The sequence below is a fragment of the Epilithonimonas zeae genome, assembly GCF_023278365.1.
GTDB lineage: Bacteria > Bacteroidota > Bacteroidia > Flavobacteriales > Weeksellaceae > Epilithonimonas > Epilithonimonas zeae_A.
In genome coordinates this window covers 2,341,410-2,363,903 of sequence record NZ_CP075338.1, presented here as the reverse complement: position 1 = coordinate 2,363,903, position 22,494 = coordinate 2,341,410, and the positions used below count along the sequence as shown (strand labels likewise).

The window sequence follows — 22,494 nt, the reverse complement described above, 5'->3', positions numbered from 1 at the left end:
AAAATATCAACGAAAATTAATAAAAGAGAGTAAGATTTCCTTGCTCTCTTTTGTTTTTCTCATCAATAAAACCATTAATTTTACGTTTTCAAATTTTATTAAAAACATTTATGAGTCTAATTCGAAAATTCGCATCCATATATTTTTTGTTGATAAGTATGATTGCTTTTTCTCAAGCAGAAACTCCGGTTTATACCTTGCCAAAAATCAAATCCAATATCACACTTCCTGTTTCGCTCCCGATTTCGGAGATCAATAATCTCATCAATCAGTCTGTAAAAGGGGTTTTGTATGAAGATCAATCTTATACTGATAACAATAATGATCAGTTCAAAGTAAAAGTAGAAAAGCAAGGGAATATTGCGATAAAAGCTTTGACGAATAACAGATTAATGATTTCTGTTCCTTTAAAAATATGGGCAGAAAAAGGCTACGGAACTCTTGGAGTTTATTTATACAAAGACACGAATTTTAATTTGATAATGAATTTCATTACCAGTTTGACGGCGACGACAGATTGGAAACTCGATACAAAAACAACGACCGCTGGCTTTGTCTGGACTCAGAAGCCGGTTTTAGATTATGGCAAAGTAAAAATCCCAATCGCATCCTTTATTGAGTCTACATTGAAAGAGCAGCAAGGAAAATTTACAACAATTATTGATCAGCAGATTAAAACAAAATTCAATCTTCAGCCTTATCTGGTGATGGCTTGGAATCAATTCTCTAAACCGATCAATGTTTCTGAGGAATACAATACTTGGCTGAAGATTTCGCCACAAAATACCTATATGGCGCCACTCCAGGTCTTTCAGGACAAAATCAAAACGACGATTGGGATTGATTTGTATTCGGAAACTTATGTGGGGCAAATTCCTTTGGCGACAAGAGATGCGGTTTCGGTTCCGAATTTTATATTAAATCCAAATCTTCAGAATGTGTTCAATCTTCAGACGACTGCCAATATCAGTTTTGATGAAGCGACAAGGCTGGCAAAGCAACAATTCCAGGATAAAGAATTTGCAATGAGCAGCGAAGACAAAAAGGTGAAGATTACCGATATCTCCGTTTATAAGGAAAAAGAAAATATCGTAATCGAAGCACATACAACTGGCGAAGTGAACGGAACTGCTTTCATCAAAGGAAAACCTCTTTACAGCGCAGAGGAGCATAAAATAAAACTGAAGGTCACAGATTTTAACCTTAAAACAAAAAACTTTTTCCAAAAAGCTTTAACCGTTTTATTCGAAGGCAAGATCAGAAGAATGATTGAAAAAGATTATGGTATTCCGCTTCTTGATATCGAAAATGCTTCCAGGAAAAGTCTGACTGAGAATTTTAACAAAGAATATGTAAAAGGCATCAAATTACAAGGTCAGGTTCTGGACTTGAAACCAACTCAATTCCTTTTATCTGAAAAATATATAACCATTGTTATCGATACCAGAGCGCAACTTCAAATGAATGTTTCGGGGTTGAGTTTTCAGTAACGTTTGTTAGTTTTCTTTGTGTTTTATTGATTAATATGCTGAAGATATTGTATATATTTGCCAGCAAATAAATTTAATATGAAGAAAACTTTTACTCTGGCACTTGCTTTAGCATATGTCTGTGGATTTTCACAAGAATCCAAAGACTTGGCTCAGCTAAAAAAGCAAACCAATGCCAACGTTACAATCAGTAACAGCACCTCAAACCCTAATTTTATTCTTTTCAACGATTCCAAAGCGCTTCAACTTAAATCTTCTGGTGCAAAGGCAAAAGCCGCGGAATTTCTTGTCAACAATTTCAAAGCTTTCAATCTGAAATCGGCAAATGATTTGGTTTTTGTAGAAGAAACGACTGACAATTACGGGTTGAAGAATGTAGTTTATATGCAGCAACATCAAGGTGTTCCTGTTTATGATGGCGTTCTTAAATTCCATTTCAATGGCAAAGAAGAATTAACATCTATTAATGGTAATGCATTATCTAATATCAAAGTTAGTTCTACACCTGATATTTCTTTGGCAGAAGCAGAAAGTATTGCGAAAAATATTGTTTCCAAGCAAGACCTGAATCAATCCAATACGCCTTTAGAAGCTTTGAAAACCAAACTTTTGATTTTCCCCAAAAATCTTGCTCAAGGTGGTGTTGTAACTCCCTATTTAGCGTACGAAATTGAGGTTACAAACAAAAAAGATGTGAGAGAATTTCTTTTCATCAATGCTCATACAGGCGAATTGGTAGAGCAGTTTACAGGAATTCACCCGATTGACAGAAAACTTTATGAAACCAATACCAATGCTTCTAATCTGAAGTGGAAAGAAGGAGATGCCCTTCCTGGCACACTCAGCAGCTGGCAGCAAAATGAGGTTATAACATCTGAACACGTTTATAATTTCTTCAAAAATGCTTTTGGATATGTTTCTTATGATGCAGCAGATCATACAATGATTACTGTAAATAATGATCCGACGATATCTTGTCCTAATGCAAGATGGAATGGAACTTACGCTGGATATTGTGACGGAACTGCAACGGATGATGTGATTGCACACGAATGGGGACACGCTTATACTGAATATACAAGCGGATTGATTTACCAATATCAATCAGGCGCATTGAATGAGTCTTACTCTGATGTATGGGGAGAAACTATTGATTTGATTAATAATTATATGGACGAAGGTGAGAATCTTAGTGTAAGAACTACTGCTTCTTGCTCAGGCTCTCTTCGTTGGAAAATGGGAGAAGATGCGACATCTTTTGGTGGAGCTATCCGCGATATGTGGAATCCCAATTGTAATAGTCAACCTGCAAAAGTGTTGGATTCAAACTACTATTACTGTGGAACGGCAGATAATGGAGGCGTACATACCAATTCTGGACCTACCAATCACTTATATGCGCTTCTTGTAGATGGCGGAACTTACAATGGTTATACCATCACAGGAATCGGGTTTGTGAAAGCTGCTCATCTTTGGTGGAGAGCTCAGAAGAATTATTTGACGGCAACAAGTGATTTTGCCAATTTTGCAGATGCATTAGAAGCTTCTGTTAATGACTTGATAGGCGTTAATTTGCAAGGATTATCTACAACAACTACTCCTGCAGGTTTAAGCGGACAGTCATTCACTTCTGCGGATATTCAGAATATTAAAAACGGAATTCTTGCTGTACAATTGAGATCTTCTCCGGCTACTCAATGTAATTACCAAGCTCTTTTGAAACCTGTTCCAGATCTTTGTGCTGCGGCAACTTCTAATCCTTTGTTCAAAGAAGATTGGGAAAATGGTCTCGGCAACTGGACAGTCACAAATATTCCTACAAAAGCATCGACTTGGGAAGCCAGAGACTGGACTGTAAAAAGTGATTTGCCGAAAAGTAGAGCAGGTAAAGCAATTTTCGCAGTTGATCCAATCAACGGAGATTGTGCATCTAATCTACAAAACGGAATTCTACGTCTGGAAAGTCCAACAATTACTATCCCGACCTTCTCAACTGGAAAATACGAAATGGCTTTCAATCATTATGTAGCAACAGAATCTACGTGGGACGGTGGAAACATTAAATATAGCTTGAACGGTGGAAACTGGACTCTTCTTCCAATAACTGCTTTCACACAGAATGGTTACAACAGTGTCCTAGACGGAACTTCTCAGAGTGATAATCCACTGAAAGGACAAAGAGCGTTCACAGGAACAGATGGCGGTTCTCTTGGCGGAAGCTGGGGGCAAAGTGTGATTGATCTTTCCAAAATCGGTGTTGTTTCCGGCTCTAATATCAAATTCAGATTTGAACTGGGAACAGATGGCTGTAATGGAATCGAAGGCTGGTACTTAGACGAAATCTACGTTTATAACTGTAGTTCTCTACTTGCGGTAGAAGATGCTCAGAAACAAAATTCAATCAGTGTTTATCCTAACCCGACTTCAGGATTTGTTACGATCCAGAATAAGAATAATTCTAACCTGAAGAATGTTGAGATTTATAATGTCGCAGGACAATTGGTTCAAAGATTCAATGTGAGCAATGCAAAAAATGCTTCTCTGGATATGAGTCAATTAACGAACGGCACATATGTTCTGAAAGTAGTTTCTGAAACAGAAAGTAATTCTGTAAAAGTTATTAAGAAATAATCTTTCGATTATTAATCATAAAAAAGCTTCTGAATTTTCAGAAGCTTTTTTATTTCTAAGATGAAATTGATTAATATTTAATAGCCGTTTCAAGAGATAACTCCATCATTGTTCTCAATGCTTTTTCTCTTTGGTCAGCAGAGATTTGCTCGTGTGTTGGGATGATGTCAGAAACAGTTAAAATGGTTGCTGCATTTTTGCCAAGATGTTTTGCGTTAGCAAAAAGCGCAAAAGCTTCCATTTCTACTGCAGGACAATTGTGTCTCACTGCAATTTCCGGGACAGCAGGATCTTCTCTGTAGAAGATGTCGCTGGAGTGGATGTTTGTTGCTTTCACTTCAAGACCTAATTCTTTTGCCGTCTCATTGATTTTATCAAAAGCACTTCCTTGGTTAGAAATGGCATCTTCTTCTATTCCCCAAGCAAATTTGGCATAAGTACTTTCACTTGCTGCATTTTCTACATTCAGGATGTCGAATAACTTCAAATCTGTAGAATAAGCACCACAAGTTCCGATTCGGATAATAGTTTCAACCTCATATTCTGTAAACAATTCGAAAGAATAAATACCGATACTTGGGAATCCCATTCCACTTGCACCAACAGTAATCTCTTTACCTTTATAATTTCCTGTGTAGAAATAGATATTTCTCGTTTGACTTACCAATTTGGCATCGGTCAAAAAGTTATCAGCAATATATTTTGCTCTAAGTGGATCGCCGGGCATCAAAACCGTCTTTGCGATTTCTCCTTTTTTAGCACTAATGTGAACACTCATTTTTATGAATTTTTTTTAAGACCGTGAATATAAAATTTATAATCCGATTACTGAAATTGATTCTGAAATAAAATTCACAAGCTTGATTAATTTATTTATATCTTTCAATAATCCCAGAAAGATAAGTTTTGTATTTTTCACTCACCGGGATTCTTTCGTCGCCAATAGTTAAGCTGTTTTTGCCCACACTTTGCAAATGCTGAAGCGAAATAATATGCGAATTATGGACTCGGATGAAATTATCAAAATTCATCTTTTCCATGATTGATTTCATTGTTTGATGTACAATCAGTTTTCTGTTATGAGTATAAATCACAATGTAATCTTTCAGCGCATTGATTCTCATAATTTCATCCAGATTCAGTTTTACATCTTCATTATTGGATCTTACGAAGATGAAAGATTCTTTCAAAGCATTACTCGTTTCCTGCAGGATTCTTTTATTATTATAAAGATTAAAACACTTGTAAGTCGCTTTCAGAAATCTCTCGAAAGAAAAAGGCTTCAGAAGATAATCAATCACATCCATCTCAAAACCTTGGATGGCACAATTATCATAAGCCGTTGTAATAATCACATTTGGGAGTTTGTTAAAGCTTTTCAGAAATTCTATTCCGGAAATGTTCGGAAGATTGATATCCAGAAAAATCAAATCAACAGTGTTATTCTGCAATACATTGATGGTTTCTTGGATGTCGTAACAATTCGCTACAAGATTCAGAAAAGGGATTCTGGAGATGTATTCCTCAATCACGTGATGAGCCAATTCTTCATCATCTACTATTATACAATTCATATTTAATTTAATTGAAGTTTTAAACTGATTTTGTACTCGGAGCCATTATCATTAATATCCAATTGATATTTTTCAGGATACAGCAAATCGAGTTTCATTTTTGTATTCTTGATACCAAGCTGATTATTATCTGTTCTGTCACTCGGTTTGTTCTCGTAGAAATTTTTGACATTGAAGTCCAAAATGTGATCTTTCAAATAAACTTTGATATCAACGGGACCTTTTCCAAAATCTGCATATTTGAAAGCATTCTCTATGAAAGTCAGAAGCAATAAAGGTTCAATTTTATAAGCCTCGAAGTTGCCATAGAATTGGCAATTGATATTATTGAATTTGTTAAACCGAATCGACTGAATTTCGATGTATTTTTTGATATTGATGATTTCGTCATTCAGATTATTTTTCTGCCCGTTTTTATCATTCAGAACATAACGCATAATATCAGATAAAACCAAAATCACTCTCGGCGTATCTTTGGATTGTATGATTGATAACGAATAAATACTGTTCAGCGCATTGAAGAAAAAATGAGGATTGATTTGTTCTCTCAGGATCTTCAGTTCGCTGGATTGTCTTTCAAATTCCAAAGCTTTTATCATTTTCTGATTTTCCATCCATTTATCAACAAAAAATAAAAGCGTACTGAAGATGATTGAAAATAGTCCAATTTTGAAGAAGATGTCGTGGAGATTCAGTTTTTTATGCATCATTCTTTCCGGTCTTGGGAAACCTTTTGGTGGAAAAGGCGGACGGTGCATTGGTGGAAAAAATAAAATCGTCAATCCAATGTATATTACAAAAAACGAAATTACGATAATGAAAATCGTCTTTGGTTCTTGTTTGATGATATAAGGCAATGACCAATAATAATTGAGATAAAATAAAAAAATAGCTGCCACAAAAATCTGCAGATTGATTAGAAACAGAAAATTCCCAAAGACAGAATAATCCATTATCAATTTGAAAACGATAAGAATTATCCATATAATCCAATGATAGATGTATGTCGTTTGTATGCGTTTCAGAAACGTTTTCATAACAAGTATTTAAATTCTTTTTTAACCGCAAAATTCCTCCAATATCAGAATTGAAGGAATTATTGCTTAGTGAAATTTTTGGATTTCGTATTCAATCTTCATTGAGTCCAGTTCATCTACCGAAATCCGAGGAATGGATGAGCTTTCTATTTTTTGTGCCACAAGGCTGGCGGTTTTCTTAGCCTGTAAGCTGTCTTTGAAAACCTGTTCGCCAGGTATTGCCGGTATATAAGGCTGATCTATAAAGGTTTTCTTGTTTTTGATGATTTGATAACCATAACCTGCCTTTTGTTGAGTGATTTTGATGTCAATTGGATTGCTTTTTTTCTGACAAGCGATTAAACATATTCCGGAAAAAAACAACGATTTCCATAAAGTTTTAGTCATCGTCATTTTGTGTTTCGTTTGGATGTAAAACCCAGATATCATCAAAGTAAGAAGAGCCGCTGTTGCCTGTCAAAACATAACCATAAGTTCCGAATGAGAATGCGCAAGCACTTTCTCTGGAAGAACCTTCGAAGGCTGATCTTTCTGTCCAATCATCCGTAGAAGGATTATATTCCCAAGTGGAGTTGGTAACACCACTTACAGAACCTGTGGAAACATAGCCCAATCCATTGGCTGAAAAAGCTGCAGTGGAAGCACGGTTTTGAGTGTCGTCATCATTGCTGGTATCAGCTTTTCTAGTCCAGGTTTCTGCCGATGGATCAAATGCCCAGAAATCTGCAACAAGACTGTTGTTATTGGTTCCGAACCCTACATAAGCAATCCCGTTGATGACGAAAGCTGCTCCGTCTCTTCTTTTAGAACCTCCTAAGCTTACGATGTTGCTCCAGCTGGATGTTGCCTCGTCATATTTATAAAAATCTTTTAGCTCACTTCCGTCATATCCTGTTCCTACAAAACCTTTGCTTCCTACTCCAAAAGCTAAAGCTGCGTAACGACCAGTTCCAGGAAAATCTGCAATCTGTACCCAAGAGTTGGAAAAAGGATCATATTTGTAAAAGTCATTTAGCTTGTTGAGACCATCATATCCCGTTCCTACATAGCCGTAAGAAGTGGTTGCGAAACCAACTGCAGAACTTCTTTTCACGCCTGGGAAATCTGCTTTCTGAGTCCAGGAATTAGCATCGGGATCATAGCTCCACAGATCATTATAATAATATTCGCCATCGTAACCTCCGGTTAAATATCCTTTGCCATTTACCACAAAAGCAGAAGCATTGGAACGGGGTTTACCGTCTAAATCTGAAACCCTTACCCAATTTCCTACCAACTCATCATCATCATCATTTTTGCAACTTGATAATAAAAATATCCCTGCAAGAGCAAGGATTAAAACCGAAAGTCTTTTGTCCATTCTTATTTTTTGATGCAAATGAATTTCATTCTCAGGATATTTGAAAATTTTTTAGACGAACGTGCATTTTTTGTCGTTAAACTGATTTATTCTTTCGATGTTTTTTGAATTTTAATTTAAAATCAAATTGGTCTATATAAAATCATCACTTGTCGAAAACTAATAGTGAAGGGAAGAAAAAATTTTAGCTCTAGCTTGTACGCCCGTATGTTTACAGAAAAAAATGTACAAATATGTCTTGTTGTGTGTTACAATTCTCCTTCTTTATTCCTGTGAAAGAGAAAGTAACACTTATGAAGTAGGTAACTCTCTGGTGTCTGCCCAATCCAAAGTAGTAATGATAGATACGCTTACGCTGAAAATGTCAACTATTATGAAGGATTCTGTAATTACATCAGGGAAAAGTGCAATGTTGGTGGGAAACATAAAGGACAATACATTTGGTAAAGTGACATCAGCGTCTCTTTTCGAACTTACGCCGTCCAGCTATTCTTTAGCTACTACAACCAATGTTGTTTTTGATTCTATAGTAATGTATCTGACTAATAATGATTTTTATTACGGAGATACGCTCAAGACTTTCAAGATGGATGTGCATCCACTGGAGAGTAGAATCAAACTGAACAATGGTTATCTTTATAATAACAGTGATTTTAAGTATTCTTCTACTTCAATAGGAAGTGCAGAATTTTTTCCCAGACCTAATACAGATAGTAGTTTTGTGAAAATCAGGTTGGATCAATCTTATGGTCAGAATATTTTTAATTTGTTAAAAACCAAAGATGCAAGCAGCCAGGAATATTTTCTTAATTTTTACAAAGGTTTAGCATTGGTTCCGTCTTCTGATAACAATGCAATGCTGCGTTTTGGGATTAATTCTTCTTATCAGGTTCAGATTAGTAAAACAACCAAAGAAAAAGTATCAAATACAGTCAGGCTATATTATCATACAGCTTCTGTCAACGGGACAGAAGAAGTGAAATATACATTAGATATCAATCCAAGTACCTCATATTCATACAACAAAATACAAAGTGATTTTTCAGGTTCCGAATTAGCCAATCTAAGCCCTATAAATCCTATTGAAGCCAAAAATCTCGGTAACAAAACTTATCTGATGGCAGGAATTGGTGTTTACACTAAAGTTGAAATCCCTTATTTAAAAAATCTGAAAAACCTATACAAGAATTATAAAATCATCAGTGCCAATCTTGCTCTGAGCCCTGTCGCGGGATATTATTCTAGAAATTTTTATAACCCGAGCCTACTTTATTATTACCTCGGAGATAAAAAGAATAATATAGCTTCCACCTTTTTACAAAGTGATGGTACTACCGAAATTCAAATCAGTTTATCTGCAGAAAGCGAGTTTCAAAGTGATTATGGGTACAATTTCGATATGCTGAGTTACGTCAATGATATTTTGTCAGAAACTTCAGATTCCAATTATAGTGTTCTGATTTATCCATCTTCTTATCTGGATGTCCTCTCTGGTAAAGTTGTGTTTGGGAGTCAAAAAAACAGCACCAATCCGGCAAAGCTTAAACTTTATATGTTAGGCTATTAATTCAGAATTTTATGAATCAGAATATTAAAATATTGATGTTTCTTGCAATTATTGTTATGCAAAAAGCATTGGCACAAGAATCTTCTCCCTATTCTTATTTCGGCATTGGAACTATGAATAATGTTGATAATGCAAGGAATATTGCTTTAGGAAATACAGGTATTGCTTTAGAATCACCAGATTATATTAATTCAAAAAATCCGGCATCTATTACAACAATAGGGATGCAGAATGTGATTTTTGATGTCAGCGGTTTACTGAAAAGTAATACGATTTCCAGCAATCAAGGAAAAGACAGAAGGATTAACGGCAATTTTACCAATCTTGGTTTGGCTATGAGAATTAGCAATAGATTTTCTTTAGGAGCAAGTGTCCAGCCTTTTACTTCTACAGAATATAAATTTGTTTCTACAATCCCAGTAGAAGGAACTTCTGATACTTATCCCATTACTTATGAAGGAAGTGGCGGAATTACCAATCTCGGTGTTACTTTAGGTTATAAGATTGATGAAAATTGGAGTATTGGAGGAAAAGTTAAAAATAACTTCGGGACTATTATCCGTAAAGAAATCATTACTACCAATTCTGAACTCGAAATTAGCAGGAATATAAGATATACTGGCTTTAGTTATAGTTTGGGAACTCAATTCAATAAATATTTCCAACAAGAAAGACTTCAATTGACATTAGGCGCAGTTGTTAATTTCAAAAGTAATTTAAATGCAAAAGGAGAAGCTATTTATACAGAAAACAGAGATTATAACAATAGCACTACAACAAAGTTAACTTCAAAAGATTCTACACTTCCTTTGGAAATGGGAGTTGGAGTAAGTATTTTGAAAAACGACAGATATCGATTTAGTTTTGATTTTACGCAGAGTAATTGGAATGAAGTTAAAAACACAGTTACAAACGAAAAGTACTACAGGCAGCAAGTCTATGGTTTAGGCTTTGAGCTTCTTCCGCAAAGAAAAAACAGTCAGATTCTTTCAGAGAATTTAATCTATCGAGTTGGACTCAATTACGACACAGGATATTTTAAAGTTAATAACCGTGAAATCAATAAAATGGAAGCAACGGTTGGATTAGGAATTCCGATGAACAAAATCATTTTGAATGTAGGATATGGCTATGGAAAGAGAGGTGCTTTTACTAATGCAGCCATAAAAGAGAATTATCATAGTTTAAATCTTAGTATAGATTTTCTGGACAAATGGTTTACGAAAAGATATATTAATTAAGACAAGATATATCCATTTAAAAACAAAAACTCCATTGATTACAATGGAGTTTTTGCTTGCCAATAGTGCTTTAATCTTTTAGACCTATTCTTTAAAGATAAAAACAGCAAATACAATTTGGAGAATTAATTTATCAATACAATATCTTCTTCTGAAATACAAGATTGATATAGAATGAATGCCGAAAAAGAGTACTTATTTTGGCTTGTTTTTTATGAACTGAAAAATGTTATTTTACAAATTAGGAATATTGTAAATCAGATTTTTATTGAATTTTAGTGTAGAATTATATCAGAAAAAATTCTATACTTTTTTCGCGTAAGGAAATTCAGAATTATATTTTTGAGAAACAAATCAGTGCTAACACTGCACAACAAAAATATAATTAAAGAAATTATCTATGAGTCTGCGTCTTCTTTTCCCTATGAAATCTAAAATTTTTTCTTGGACAAGACAGCTTCACCAACCAAAATTAGGACTCAAATTTTCTCTCTTTTTCTTCTTTGTTTTTCTTTCATTTTTTACAACCAAAGCCCAAAGTTCAAGTCCAGAAAATAGAGATTGCATTAAGTTAATATATAAGACTTTTTCCCTCATTAATTATAAAAGTGAATTGGGTAATATCAGTGTAAAAAAAGCAGCTGTCCAAATTCCGACTCAGCAGATTATAAAAGATAATGATACGAATTCAAAAAAGGCAATCACAAAATTAATTTACACTGCAATAGGAGTTTTTGCGTTGGCGTTAATTTTATTTTTTATTTATCGTAAAAGAAGTAATTCTTTATTACGTGCAAAATACAAAGGACTTTTAGATAAAATTCAGATTCAACAAAAAACTGAAATGCTGGATTTATCAGATACTCAGGATGAGAATATTCCAAAAGAACAATCCAGTAATATTGCAGATGAGACTTTTAATGCAATTCTAAAAAAGATAATCAAGTTCGAGAATTCTGATAAATATTTAAAAAAGGATATCAATCTGACTTGGCTTTCTAATCATTTGAATACCAATACAAAATATTTATCGGAGGTTATAAAGGTTCATAGAAATAAAAGTTTCAATAATTATATCAACGGACTTAGGATAGAGTATATCACTAGACAATTGTACGAGAATCCAGTTTACAGAGAATATAAAATCACTTATCTCGCCGAAGAATGCGGTTATGCATCGCCGCAGGTTTTTGTGATTGCTTTCAAAAGAGAAACGGGCGTTACGCCATCTTATTTTATAGAGCAATTGAAAGATCAGTCAAACGAAAATTATCAAGAATCGATATCATAAAAAAACACTCTTCATTGGAAGAGTGTTTTTTTTAGTGGAGTTGGAGGGATTCGAACCCTCGTCCAAACAAGCAATACGCAAGCTTTCTACATGCTTATTTTGCTATTAGTTTTCGAGCTTAAGCAGAGAGCAAACACCCAACCTAAACCTTAGCTTCTAAAATTTTCGAATCTTGACCGAAGCTTCCAAGACCTTATTTCCGCATTCCTATATCCCAGAATCCAACGTCGCAGAACAGAACATTGGTGAGACATCTTGCTTCCTTACTATCTTCGGGAAACGCTTGAATCTACTAAACTTCGATTATTAAGCTGCAAGAGCGAACTCTTCGTTGCCAGTTAAAATGTTGTAGCAAGGGATTTAAGAGATCGCGCTACGGTTCTCTGCATGCTTACTTACCCATTGGTCTTGCTGTCGAAACCAGTCAACCCCAATTTTTAAGATAAGACAACAAATTTACACAAAAAAAACAGGCAAACAAAATCACTCATCATTTATAAATCATCATTCATTATTATTTGGGCATATCCCTCGCCAACGCTTGGGCTACCGCTCGGGTCGGGCTGTCCGCTACAATCTTTTTTGCATCACCATTTGTCAGGCTGAGGTTCTCGAACTCCAAGCAAAAAAGGATTTCCACTACCATCCCTTACGCGCTGCGCAAAAACAAAAACTTGTCAACAGTTAGAGATTTCCCCATCAAAGCAATATAGCTCAAAATGAAATCTGCAAAATCAAATAAATCTGCGAGAAATTTCCAAAATCCTCCTCAGAGAAGCGTCTTTACGAGCCTTAAAAATTATTTTTCAATAGGGATAAAAATCTTTGCGCACTTTGCGTTCAAAAAAATCCAAATTAATTTAACAAAATCCAAAACCCCAAACTCTAAAAAAATCACAAAACAGGTTAAAGTCGGTTAAACTATTCATCCAGAAAATCCTCTGTTGTGCTATCAAAGCGCAATAGAACTAATTTTGTCAAAAACTTCAGGCTATGAAAATAAAATTACTTTCACTCCTTATTCTTCTTTGCTCGATAAAGATTTTCTCACAGTCAGATTATATTCTCGGAAATATCTCCAACGAAAGTGGCGACAAATTACCTTTCGCAAGTATTTATAACCTTCGTACAGATCAAATTGTAGCTTCAGACAAAATGGGAAACTTTGCCATCGCAGCAAAACCTACCGATGAACTCAGGATTGTAAGACAAGGTTACGAAAGAAAAGTAATAACATTAACATCAGAAAGTTTTTCAAAAAGTCTTGAAGTTCGGCTTGTAACAATTCCTATAGAAATAGAAGAAGTAACCTTAGCATTCAAACCAACCGGAATTCTCAAAAAAGACATTGCAAGACTCAATCCTCCGGCAAAAGTCACCATACTTAATATGGCAATGAATAACTATATGCGAACGCCAATGAACGAAGTTTCCCCAACAGCCAAAATACCATCGGCTTTTGCACCGAGAAATCCAGGCGAAGGACAAATGAATTTGTTTTCCATCGGTTCTGGAGGTGGCGGCCTCTTAGGCGCAGTTGCTGGCTTGGTGACCAAAAAAGGAGAATCTTCCAGAACAACCGCCAACTATGCCGAAAAGCAGGAGTTTTACAAACGCGTGAAAGCGGCGATAGATTTAGAATATTATACAAAGTACGGACTGGACGAATATGATTTCGATATCTTCCTCGCTTATGCCGATGAACAAAAAGGCCTTTCCAAAAATTATAGAAACAATTTTAACAAAGCTGCAATAGAGTTTAGTCTCAAAGAGGTTTTCGCAGAATATCTCAAGACTCATAATTTTTCCAAGAAAGTTTCCGAAGGTTAATATTTTTAACCTTTTTTCGGTTTGTTAATATAAGGCTCAGGATGTCGATTTATTTTGTTTAGTTGTAAGTTATTTATTTTAAATGAATAAATGTAGTGCTGTTTAATTTAATTTGAACGAATTCATAGTCTTTGAGAGTTGTATTTTCTCGCAAATTCCCTATTCATAGCTCTTTTAACATAATGTGGAAAACTTTTAAGGATGATTGTCAGTTTTTTGCCTTTTTTCCGCCTTCCGCTATTTTATTTTTAGACTTCAATCTCTACTTTTGTGTTACCGCTTTGGGGAAAAAATGTAATTCCGTTATGTGCTAAAAAATAACAGATTACGCCTTTTTCTAATTCACAAAATAAAATTTAATAATTGATAAACTGCTGATAATGGGAATTTTTGATAAGAGAGTAAGCTATAAACCTTTTGAGTATCCGGAAGTTCTACAATTTGTAGAAGCCATCAACAAATCTTTCTGGGTGCACTCAGAAGTAGATTTTACAGCAGATGTTCAGGATTTTCACTCTCAGTTGGAACCTCACGAAAAAAATGCAGTTAAGAACGCTTTGTTGGCAATTGCGCAAATCGAAGTAAACGTGAAAACGTTTTGGGGAAATCTTTATCAGCATCTTCCAAAACCGGAATTGAACGGTTTGGGCGCAACTTTCGCAGAGTGCGAGTTCCGTCATTCCGAAGCATACTCCAGATTGTTGGAAGTTTTGGGATATAATGATGAGTTCTTGGACGTTGTTAAAGTACCAGCAGTAAAAAACAGAATCGAATATCTTGGAAAAGCGCTACAACACGCTAATTCTAATGATCCAAAAGCCTATATGTCGGCTCTGTTGTTGTTCAGTATTTTGGTGGAGAACGTTTCACTTTTCAGTCAGTTTGCGATTATTTTGTCGTTTACGAGATTCAAAGGTTATATGAAAAACGTTTCCAACATCATCGCTTGGACATCTGTAGATGAGCAAATCCACGCCAACGGAGGAATTTATTTGATTAATAAAATCCGTGAAGAACAACCAGACCTTTTGACAGAAAGCGATATCGAAGCGATTTATGATTTGGTAGATGAATCAATTGAAATGGAAGGTCATATTTTGGATTGGATTTTTGAATTAGGTGAATTGGACAAATTCTCTAAAAAGAATCTTCTAGATTTTATGAAATACAGAGTTGATGACTCTTTGAAGAAAATCGGGATGAAAACCAGATACAACGTAACGCCGGAAGATTACAAACCGATGATTTGGTTCGAAGAAGAAGTTTTTGCCAATTCTATGGATGATTTCTTCGCAAAACGTCCGGTAGATTATACAAAACACGATAAGAGTATTACAGCAAACGATTTATTCTAAATTCCCTCCTTGAAGGGTGCCGAAAATTCAAAGAATTTTTGACAGAGTAAGTTTAGATTTGGGCGTCTTTATCCGCCTTCCGCTCCCAATAATATACGATTAGAAATAAGCCGGGGCGCACATTGGTAGAGGAAACAATTTTGTCATCCATTAGAAAATCTAGCTTTCTAAAATGACAACAGAACGAAGGTCAAAGTGAGCAATCACTTTAATTATAGAAAGAAAATTTTAAGAAATAGTTTACAAATTCTTGGAGTTTTCTTTTTTATGTGATAAAGCCAAATATTAGTCTGAGTCGCTTTGGTTTTATTTAAATTTTAGCCAACAACTAAATTTAAATCAATATGAACTCAGACATTATTTCAGAAATTGAACATAGCCAGTCAGACGATTTCCAATTAGGAGAATACATTTATATGGGAATGGGTTTGACAAATGGACATAGAGTGTGTATATCTGTAGCCTACAAAATTGACTATTGCATCAAAAAAGCAAGGCAGTTTGAAGAAATTAATGAAAATGTAACTTTCACACATATCAACAAAGTAAAAGTTGGAGAATTAGAACGGAGTAAGAAAATACTCTTGAACTAATTAAGTAAATTGAAAAAGAAAATTAGCAAGCAAAATTATAAAGTTATGATGGACGAAAATATAGATATCTGGTGGCTCAATGAAGAGTCTGAGCAAATGCTTAACAGAGGCTACCTTTTGAAAGGGGAAACTGTAGAAGGAGCAATCGACAGGATTACAACTGCAGCGGCAAAACGTCTTTATAAACCGGAGTTGCAACCGGCTTTCAAAGAGATGATTGTGAAAGGTTGGATTAGTTTTTCTTCACCGGTTTGGGCTAATATGGGAACACAGCGTGGTTTGCCGATATCTTGTTTCAACGTTCATATTCCTGATAATATCGAAGGGATTACTCACAAATTAGGTGAAGTGATTATGCAGACGAAAATCGGAGGTGGAACTTCCGGATATTTCGGGGAATTGAGAAATAGAGGAACGGCAGTGACAGACAACGGGAAATCTTCAGGAGCAGTTTCTTTTATGAAATTGTATGATACAGCGATGGATGTGGTTTCTCAAGGTGGAGTAAGAAGGGGCGCTTTTGCAGCGTATCTTGATATCGACCACGGTGATATTGAAGAATTCTTGAGTATCAAAGACATCGGAAGTCCAATCCAGAATTTGTTCACAGGAGTTTGCGTTCCGGATTACTGGATGCAGGATATGATCGATGGCGATGTTGAGAAGAGAAAAATCTGGGCTAGAGTCTTAGAAAGCCGTCAGCAAAAAGGACTTCCTTATATTTTCTTCACAGATAACGTGAACAGAAACAAACCTCAGGTATATAAAGATGCAGGATTGATGGTAAATGCAAGTAATCTTTGTTCAGAGATTATGTTACCTTCAACGGCTAACGAATCTTTCATTTGCTGTCTATCTTCAATGAACCTTGAATTGTATGATGAGTGGAAAGATACAAATGCTGTGAAATTAGCAATCTATTTCCTAGACGCTGTTTTGTCAGAATTCATTGAAAAAACAGAAGGGAATTATTATTTAACTTCTGCTAGAAATTTTGCAATGCGTCACAGAGCACTTGGATTGGGAGTTTTAGGATATCATTCATATTTGCAGAAAAATATGATTCCTTTTGAGAGTTTCCAAGCGACACAGTTTAATGCAAGAGCGTTCCGTCATATCAAAGAACAGTCTGAAATTGCTTCTAAAGAATTAGCTAATATCTACGGAGAACCAGATATGTTGAAAGGTTACGGACTAAGAAATACGACGACGATGGCAATTGCGCCAACAACTTCTAGTTCTGCAATTTTGGGACAAACTTCTCCTGGAATTGAGCCTTTCGCTTCTAACTATTATAAAGCTGGTTTGGCAAAAGGAAACTTTATGCGTAAGAACAAATATTTGGCTAAATTGTTAGATGAAAAAGGTCTTGACAACGAAGAAACTTGGAGGACAATTATGTTGAATCACGGTTCTGTTCAGCACCTTGAAGGTTTGACAGATGATGAGAAAGCAGTATTCAAAACGTTCAGAGAAATTTCTCCAATGGAGATTGTTTCTCAGGCTGCTCAAAGACAACAATACATTGACCAAGCTCAGTCTCTTAACTTGCAGATTCCTTCTACAATGCCAGTTAAAGATGTTAACTATGTAATGATAGAAGCTTGGAAAAAAGGAGTTAAAACATTGTATTACCAAAGAAGTTCTTCAGTTTCCAAAGAATTGATGGTCAACTTTGTGACTTGCTCTGCTTGTGAAGCATAGACAATAGTTAAAAATTAACAATTGATAATCAAAAACCATCTTGTTGCAAAAACAAGGTGGTTTTTTTATGATAATTATCATATTAATGGGATTTGTATAAATTAATTGTTTTTGTTTTCGGTAAAAAAGTAGTTTTGTGGTCAATTAAAAACAACGAATAATGAAAAAAATAATCTGCTTGACTGCAGTCTTTACAGGCTCTTTTGTTTTTGCTCAAACTGCACTTAATAGAGACTGGTATTTGCAAAAAATGACTTTCAATGGAACAGAGTACACTCCTCAAAATGAAGAATCGATTGCAAGATTAACCTATGATACAGGTTGGGGTGATGTTAATACTCAGGTTTGTATGCAACGATCCTATAACATTACCAACGTGACTTCTACACAGTATGGAATTAGCCAATATTCAGGGATAGCTGGAAATTGTGCCAGTCCAATAACCACAGATTTTCAGACCAAATACTTTTCTGCGCTGCAAAAAACTACCAACTTTATACATAATTATGTAATTACGGGAACAGGAAATGGACAGATCCTTACCTTGACTACTTCCGCTGGTGATACACTTGTTTTCGGCACTCAAAAAGTTTTGGGAGTTAATGATATCACAAGCAAAATATTTGCAGTCTATCCGAACCCTGCAAAAGATATAATTAACATTGCTGGAAATGGTTATAAAGTGAAATCTGCGGCAATTTATGATCTCTCGGGAAAAATGCTAATCTCGGAATCATCCAACACTCAAATTAAAGTTACCCCTTTGAAGAAAGGGGTTTACATTCTGCAAGTTTCTTCTGAGGATAAAACTCAAAATATCAAGATTATAAAAGAATAGCTATTTACCTACTCGCCCAGTAAAAATCATAGATGGTTTCTAAGGTTTTTCTGGGAATTAGCAAGATTGATTTATTAAGTTTTTGATAAATCGATAATCCTGTTGCCAATTAAAAACAACAAATAATGAAAAAAATTATCATCCTGTCTGCAATTTTTGTAGGGACATTTATTATTGCTCAAACGATTAATTTCGCAGATACGGCATTTAAATCTTTGTTGGTCTCCATAAATACATCGCCAGGTGCAAACGTTGCGAAAGATTTGAATGGTAATCAAATAAAAATTGATCAGAATAATAATGGGGAAATCGAAATTACCGAAGCAGAAAATATCAGTTGGCTCGCAGTTAATGGAGAATTCTCAACTAATAAGATTGTAAATATTGACGAGATCAGTTATTTTAAAAACCTGACCTATCTCAAATTACAACACCACGAGATTACAAACCTCAATACTTCTAATCTATCCAAACTGAGCAGTATTGATGTTTTTTATAACAAATTAACCTCTCTAGAGGTAAATCCAATAGTGACAAGCTTAGGTTGCAGTTTTAACAATTTGAGTACATTAGATATTAGTAACTTGAACAATTTGGTTGTATTACTGTGCGAATTCAACCCTCTATCTAGTTTGACAATTGGCAATTTGCCCAAATTAGAAGATGTTTATGTCAAAAACAATGGGCTTACATCCCTTGATTTCAGTAAAACCGGGCTGCAAAGTCTGCATTGCGACAATAATCCATTAATTTATCTCAATGTACAGAATAATTGGAATATGGGTTCCACATCTGCTTATTTTACCTCAATCAATACCCCGGATTTGGCAACAGTTTGCGCCGATCCGAATGAAGTTGCTTGGTTGAAATCCTATTTTCAAAACCAGGGAAATCTAGCTGTAAATGTATCTCCCTGTAATCTTGGAGTCCATAATAATGTTAAGCAAACCATTGCAGTTTATCCCAATCCAGTTAAAAACATCATTAATATTGTTAATTTTAATGAGAATACGATTAACCAAATCTCTTTGTATGATGTGGAAGGGAAATTGATTTTTACAAAGATGAGACCGCAAAACAAAGTTGATGTTTCTTCTTTGAAAAAAGGCATTTACCTGATGTATATTCTATCAGACGGTAAAAATGAAACCATTAAAATTGTTAAGGAATAGCTGATAAATAATTCCTAATTCTATAACCACAGAATTTCTGTGGTTTTTTTGTTTGAATTTCTTTGCTGAGTTTACGGCTTTGCGGACTTAAAAGCATTATAATATTCAAAAATAACTTTGCGGACTTTGCGTTTAAAATCTTCAAACTTTTACTTAACTTTAAACCTCGAACTTTAAAATTAATTTCAATGAAATTCGGACAAGTTGCTGACCCATCACAGATAGACTTTACTTTGCCAAAAGATCATCCTCAAACAAAATTTATTCTCAATCAGAATAAAAAAGGTCTGGATAATATCTCTATTGGTTGCGCCAAGTGGAACAAAACCGATCTCAAAGGTTTTTATCCGAAAGGAACAAAGGATGAGTTAACTTATTATGCCACTCAATTTAATTCGATTGAGCTGAATGCGACTTTCTATGGAATGCCGACTACTGAGCAAGTTCAAACTTGGAAAGAAAAAACGCCGAAAGATTTCAAATTCTTTCCAAAGATTACCAATACCGTTTCACATTTCCGAAGATTATTGAATGTTACCGATGTCGTCACGCAATTCGCTTCGGCAGTTCTGAATTTCGATGAAAAGTTAGGAATGGTTTTTCTACAACTTCACGATAATTTCAAGCCGAAAGATTATGAACGACTAGAAAAATTCGTACAAGATTGGCCAAAAGAAGTTCCATTAGCAATTGAATTGAGAAATACAGAATGGTTCACCGACGAAGAAGTGTTCAACACCGTTTGTGAATTATTTGAAATGAATAATATTACCAATATCATTGTAGATACAGCAGGAAGAAGAGATATGCTTCATATGCGACTAACAACTCCAAATGCCTTTATCCGATATGTTGGAGCCAATGCGGATAGTGATTATGCGAGGCTGGAAGATTGGTTGGAAAGACTGGCTCAATGGAAAAAAGAAGGCTTGCAGAATCTTTATTTTTTCGTTCATCAGAATGTTGAAAAAGCATCACCATTGTTGTCATCACATTTAATTCAAAAAATGAATGAAGAATGGGGAACTTCTATCCATATTCCGACATTGGCGGATAGTCAGCCGACATTATTTTAAAACTAAAATTCCCTTCTAATTAAGAAGGGAATTTAATTAATTGTTAGTCTAAAGCTCTTGAAGGCTATTAATAGTATTAGTAGATTAAGCCAAAAACTTCAGTTCTTTATCCTTAAAATTATTGTTTTCAACCAGTTTGTGCATTGCTTTCATCGTTTTCTTGCGAAGTTTGGCAAGGATGCGGACGTTTTTATCATCGCTGTAATCGAAAATGTCGTCTTCAAAAGAAAATACATCCCCTTTTTTGAATTTGATATTATTCTCTTTCATTTCCTTAAGAAGCATCAGATTGGTCATTACCCTCAGCGAAGCACTTTCTGCAGCTTCCAGATGTTTCAGCGATTTTAAGAGTTCTTTTTTATATTTTTTCTTTGATTTCATTTTGAATAATGTTAATCAATGAAAGTTATAAAAAATTATCGAGAATTTCTTACTTTTGGGAAAAATAAATCTAAGAAATGCAAGACCCGATTTTCGAACTAATTGAAAAAGAAAGACAAAGACAAACACACGGCATTGAATTAATTGCTTCGGAAAATTTTGTTTCCGAAAACGTGATGAAGGCAATGGGAAGTGTGTTGACCAATAAATATGCGGAAGGTTATCCTGGACGTAGATATTATGGAGGATGCGAAGTGGTAGATGAGGTAGAACAATTGGCAATTGACAGAGCAAAAGAATTGTTTGGAGTGGATTATGTGAACGTTCAGCCACATTCTGGTTCTCAGGCTAATGCTGCAATTTATCTTTCAATCCTTAAGCCTGGTGACAAAGTAATGGGAATGGATTTGTCTATGGGGGGGCATTTGACGCATGGTTCTGCTGTTAATTTCTCAGGAATCCAATATCAGGTTTGTTCCTATGGTGTGCAAAAAGAAACTGGACTGATTGACTATGACCAAATGAGAGAAGTAGCTCTGAGAGAAAAACCAAAAATGCTGATTGCAGGATTCTCCGCTTATTCAAGAGATTTGGATTATGCTAAATTCAGAGAAGTTGCTGATGAAATTGGCGCAACGCTTTGGGCTGATATTGCACATCCGGCAGGTTTAGTTGCAAAAGGACTTTTAAATAATCCATTTGAACACTGTCATGTTGTGACGACTACAACTCACAAAACGTTGAGAGGTCCAAGAGGTGGAATGATTATGATGGGTAAAGATTTTGAAAATACTTATGGACATAAAACACCGAAAGGAGAAACTAAATTGATGAGTGCTGTTTTGGATGGTGCTGTTTTCCCGGGAATCCAAGGGGGGCCATTGGAACACGTTATTGGAGCGAAAGCAGTTGCATTTGCGGAAGCTATTGATTCTAAATTTGAAACTTATGCAAAACAAGTAAAAGCAAACGCTCAGGCCTTGGCAAAATCGATGATAGATTTAGGATTCGAAATCGTAAGTGGCGGAACAGATAATCACCTGATGTTAATTGATTTGAGAAACAAAAACGTTAACGGGAAAGAAACTGAAAAAGCGCTTGTGAAAGCAGATATTACTTGTAACAAAAATATGGTTCCTTTTGATGACAAATCCCCTTTCACAACTTCAGGAATTCGTCTTGGAACTGCAGCAATTACGACGAGAGGTCTTAAAGAAAATGATATGGTAACAATTGCTGGTTTAATTTCTGAAGTAGTTGATAATATCAAGAACGAAGAAGTTTTGTCTTCTGTCAGAACTAAAGTGAATGAATTGATGGAAGGTCACGCACTTTTCAATTATTAAGAAAAAAA

19 protein-coding genes and 1 other RNA gene are annotated in these 22,494 nt (G+C 35.1%); 13 read left to right on the top strand and 7 right to left on the bottom strand.

Features of this window, described 5'->3' with window-relative positions; all coding sequences use genetic code 11:
- Nucleotides 1-110: 110 nt before the first annotated feature.
- Nucleotides 111-1,490, top strand: coding sequence for a DUF4403 family protein (locus KI430_RS10535; protein WP_248874626.1), 1,380 nt, complete (start codon nucleotides 111-113; stop codon nucleotides 1,488-1,490).
- Between the two features lie 78 nt (nucleotides 1,491-1,568).
- Nucleotides 1,569-4,121: a M4 family metallopeptidase gene (locus KI430_RS10530; RefSeq protein WP_248874624.1), complete on the top strand. Its 2,553-nt coding sequence runs from the start codon at nucleotides 1,569-1,571 to the stop codon at nucleotides 4,119-4,121.
- Nucleotides 4,122-4,191: 70 nt separating this feature from the next.
- Here KI430_RS10530 and deoD read toward each other — a convergent pair whose 3' ends face one another.
- From deoD to KI430_RS10505, 5 genes are all read right to left on the bottom strand, one after another.
- Nucleotides 4,192-4,899 carry a purine-nucleoside phosphorylase gene (gene deoD, locus KI430_RS10525; protein WP_248874622.1) on the bottom strand — a complete coding sequence of 236 codons (708 nt, stop codon included), beginning with the start codon at nucleotides 4,897-4,899 and terminating at the stop codon, nucleotides 4,192-4,194.
- 91 nt (nucleotides 4,900-4,990) lie between these two features.
- Complete coding sequence (locus KI430_RS10520; RefSeq protein WP_248874620.1) at nucleotides 4,991-5,695, bottom strand: LytR/AlgR family response regulator transcription factor; 705 nt, start codon at nucleotides 5,693-5,695, stop codon at nucleotides 4,991-4,993.
- A gap of 2 nt (nucleotides 5,696-5,697) precedes the next feature.
- On the bottom strand, nucleotides 5,698-6,732 hold the full coding sequence (locus tag KI430_RS10515; RefSeq protein WP_248874618.1) for a sensor histidine kinase: 1,035 nt from the start codon (nucleotides 6,730-6,732) through the stop codon (nucleotides 5,698-5,700).
- Nucleotides 6,733-6,798: 66 nt separating this feature from the next.
- Nucleotides 6,799-7,119 (bottom strand): DUF4907 domain-containing protein, encoded by a 321-nt coding sequence (locus KI430_RS10510; protein WP_248874615.1) that lies wholly within the window; start codon nucleotides 7,117-7,119, stop codon nucleotides 6,799-6,801.
- Nucleotides 7,112-8,092, bottom strand: coding sequence for a Kelch repeat-containing protein (locus tag KI430_RS10505; protein ID WP_248874613.1), 981 nt, complete (start codon nucleotides 8,090-8,092; stop codon nucleotides 7,112-7,114). The genes KI430_RS10510 and KI430_RS10505 overlap by 8 nt, the downstream gene beginning before the upstream one ends.
- Before the next feature lie 223 nt (nucleotides 8,093-8,315).
- Between KI430_RS10505 and KI430_RS10500 the strand changes: the two genes are divergently transcribed.
- From KI430_RS10500 to KI430_RS10490, 3 genes are all read left to right on the top strand, one after another.
- Nucleotides 8,316-9,659 (top strand): DUF4270 family protein, encoded by a 1,344-nt coding sequence (locus KI430_RS10500; RefSeq protein ID WP_248874611.1) that lies wholly within the window; start codon nucleotides 8,316-8,318, stop codon nucleotides 9,657-9,659.
- A gap of 11 nt (nucleotides 9,660-9,670) precedes the next feature.
- Complete coding sequence (locus KI430_RS10495; protein ID WP_248874609.1) at nucleotides 9,671-10,900, top strand: OmpP1/FadL family transporter; 1,230 nt, start codon at nucleotides 9,671-9,673, stop codon at nucleotides 10,898-10,900.
- Between the two features lie 613 nt (nucleotides 10,901-11,513).
- Nucleotides 11,514-12,191: a helix-turn-helix domain-containing protein gene (locus KI430_RS10490; RefSeq protein WP_248874607.1), complete on the top strand. Its 678-nt coding sequence runs from the start codon at nucleotides 11,514-11,516 to the stop codon at nucleotides 12,189-12,191.
- A gap of 32 nt (nucleotides 12,192-12,223) precedes the next feature.
- On the opposite strand, the gene ssrA is transcribed toward KI430_RS10490, so the two are convergent.
- Nucleotides 12,224-12,623: a transfer-messenger RNA gene (ssrA, locus tag KI430_RS10485) on the bottom strand.
- A 561-nt stretch (nucleotides 12,624-13,184) separates the two neighbouring features.
- Between ssrA and KI430_RS10480 the strand changes: the two genes are divergently transcribed.
- From KI430_RS10480 to KI430_RS10450, 7 genes are all read left to right on the top strand, one after another.
- Entirely contained in the window at nucleotides 13,185-14,021 is an 837-nt protein-coding gene (locus KI430_RS10480) for a carboxypeptidase-like regulatory domain-containing protein (RefSeq protein WP_248874605.1), read from the top strand.
- Between the two features lie 380 nt (nucleotides 14,022-14,401).
- Complete coding sequence (locus KI430_RS10475; protein WP_248874602.1) at nucleotides 14,402-15,376, top strand: ribonucleotide-diphosphate reductase subunit beta; 975 nt, start codon at nucleotides 14,402-14,404, stop codon at nucleotides 15,374-15,376.
- Nucleotides 15,377-15,720: 344 nt separating this feature from the next.
- A complete protein-coding gene (locus KI430_RS10470; protein ID WP_248874600.1) occupies nucleotides 15,721-15,969 on the top strand; it encodes a hypothetical protein in 249 nt (82 codons plus the stop codon).
- 48 nt (nucleotides 15,970-16,017) lie between these two features.
- Nucleotides 16,018-17,673 carry a ribonucleoside-diphosphate reductase subunit alpha gene (locus tag KI430_RS10465; protein WP_248878297.1) on the top strand — a complete coding sequence of 552 codons (1,656 nt, stop codon included), beginning with the start codon at nucleotides 16,018-16,020 and terminating at the stop codon, nucleotides 17,671-17,673.
- Between the two features lie 160 nt (nucleotides 17,674-17,833).
- Nucleotides 17,834-18,511: a T9SS type A sorting domain-containing protein gene (locus tag KI430_RS10460; RefSeq protein ID WP_248874598.1), complete on the top strand. Its 678-nt coding sequence runs from the start codon at nucleotides 17,834-17,836 to the stop codon at nucleotides 18,509-18,511.
- 125 nt (nucleotides 18,512-18,636) lie between these two features.
- Nucleotides 18,637-19,683: a T9SS type A sorting domain-containing protein gene (locus KI430_RS10455; RefSeq protein ID WP_248874596.1), complete on the top strand. Its 1,047-nt coding sequence runs from the start codon at nucleotides 18,637-18,639 to the stop codon at nucleotides 19,681-19,683.
- A gap of 188 nt (nucleotides 19,684-19,871) precedes the next feature.
- Nucleotides 19,872-20,759, top strand: a complete 888-nt coding sequence (locus KI430_RS10450; protein WP_248874593.1) for a DUF72 domain-containing protein — start codon at nucleotides 19,872-19,874, stop codon at nucleotides 20,757-20,759.
- Nucleotides 20,760-20,843: 84 nt separating this feature from the next.
- Here KI430_RS10450 and KI430_RS10445 read toward each other — a convergent pair whose 3' ends face one another.
- Entirely contained in the window at nucleotides 20,844-21,140 is a 297-nt protein-coding gene (locus tag KI430_RS10445; protein ID WP_248874591.1) for a hypothetical protein, read from the bottom strand.
- A 77-nt stretch (nucleotides 21,141-21,217) separates the two neighbouring features.
- Here KI430_RS10445 and glyA point away from each other — a divergent pair, with 77 nt between their 5' ends.
- Nucleotides 21,218-22,486 carry a serine hydroxymethyltransferase gene (gene glyA, locus KI430_RS10440; RefSeq protein ID WP_248874589.1) on the top strand — a complete coding sequence of 423 codons (1,269 nt, stop codon included), beginning with the start codon at nucleotides 21,218-21,220 and terminating at the stop codon, nucleotides 22,484-22,486.
- The last annotated feature ends 8 nt before the right edge of the window (nucleotides 22,487-22,494 follow it).